This is a genomic window from Streptomyces sp. NPDC002845 (assembly GCF_053591955.1).
Genome location: NZ_JBSFUU010000250.1, coordinates 1 through 1,241 on the forward strand (window position 1 = coordinate 1; position 1,241 = coordinate 1,241).

Annotated in this window: 1 protein-coding gene and 1 pseudogene; one reads left to right on the forward strand and one right to left on the reverse strand. The window is 68.3% G+C overall.

What is annotated here, in order from left to right:
* Positions 1 to 757: pseudogene (locus ACWD3C_RS48680) on the forward strand (transposase); the annotation flags it as partial.
* 7 nt (positions 758 to 764) lie between these two features.
* Here ACWD3C_RS48680 and ACWD3C_RS48685 read toward each other — a convergent pair.
* A complete protein-coding gene (locus tag ACWD3C_RS48685; protein WP_451155277.1) occupies positions 765 to 1,214 on the reverse strand; it encodes a DinB family protein in 450 nt (149 codons plus the stop codon).
* Between the last annotated feature and the right edge of the window lie 27 nt (positions 1,215 to 1,241).

The following is a 1,241-nucleotide window of genomic DNA, read 5'->3' on the forward strand; positions in this document are numbered from 1 at the left end:
AGGGGGTGGTCGACGACATCAGCCACGAGGGCCTGCGCATCCTGCTCCGCGAGGAGGGCGTCTCCTTTCAACGCCTGAAGACCTGGAAGACCTCCAAGGACCCTGACTACGCGGCGAAGAAGGCCCGCGTTGAGCACCTCTACGCGATCGCCGACGCCGAGGTCATACCCGAGGAGGGCGAGCCCGAAGTCGTCTTCTGCATGGACGAGTTCGGGCCGCTCAACCTGATGCCCCACCCGGGCCGGCAGTGAGCCGAACGCTCCGGCAAGCACAAGGACCCCGACCGCGAACCTCGCCGCAGGCGACGGGCGACCTACAACCGCTACGGCGGAGTACGGCACGTGTTCGCCGCCCTGGACCTGGCCAAGGACAAGCTCTACGGCCACATCAAGCCGGTCAAGAAGCGCACCCAGTTCCTGGAATTCTGCCGCTACCTGCGCAGCCTCTACCCGCCCAGGTCCGTATCGCGATCGTCTGCGACAACTTCTCCCCGCACCTGACCACCAAGAAGTGCCAACGCGTCGGCACCTGGGCCGCGGCGAACAACGTCGAAATCGCCTACACCCCCACCAACAGTTCCTGGCTCAACCGCATCGAGGCCCAGTTCACCGCCCTGCGCTACTTCACCCTCGACGGCACCGACCACGCCAGCCACAAGGAACAGGGCAGCATGATCCGCCGCTACATCATCTGGCGAAACCGCCACGCCGACGACCAGCGCCTACGCGCTGTCGTCGACAGGGCTAACGCTGCCTGATCCGGCGCTAAACGCCGGTGGTGCCATCGATGCGTTCCCGGACCAGGTCGGCGTGGCCGTTGTGGCGGGCGTACTCCTCGATCATGTGGACGTAGATCCAGCGGAGGTTGACGTCCTGCTCCATGAAGCGGCCCGTATCGGTCAGAGCACGGTCGGCGCAGTGCTCGCGGGCGCGGGCGATCTCCGCGTGCCAGGTGGCGAGGGCGTCACTCAGGGCGGCGCCCGCAGCAAGGTCGAAGCCGCCGTCGGGGCCGTCCGGGTCGGCCTGCGGGTCGTAGATGGGCGGGGCCTGTTCTCCGGCGAGCACGCGGCGGAACCAGTTCCGCTCCACCTCCGCCATGTGCTGGACCAGGCCGGTCAACGTGAAGCCGGACGGCGGCACGGACGCGACGTCGTCCAGGGCGAGCTGCAGTTGGCGTCCGTCCTCCGAGGCGGCACGGGTCGGGGAGCCCAGGATCGCCGCGCATCGCGCCGCGACCGGGGC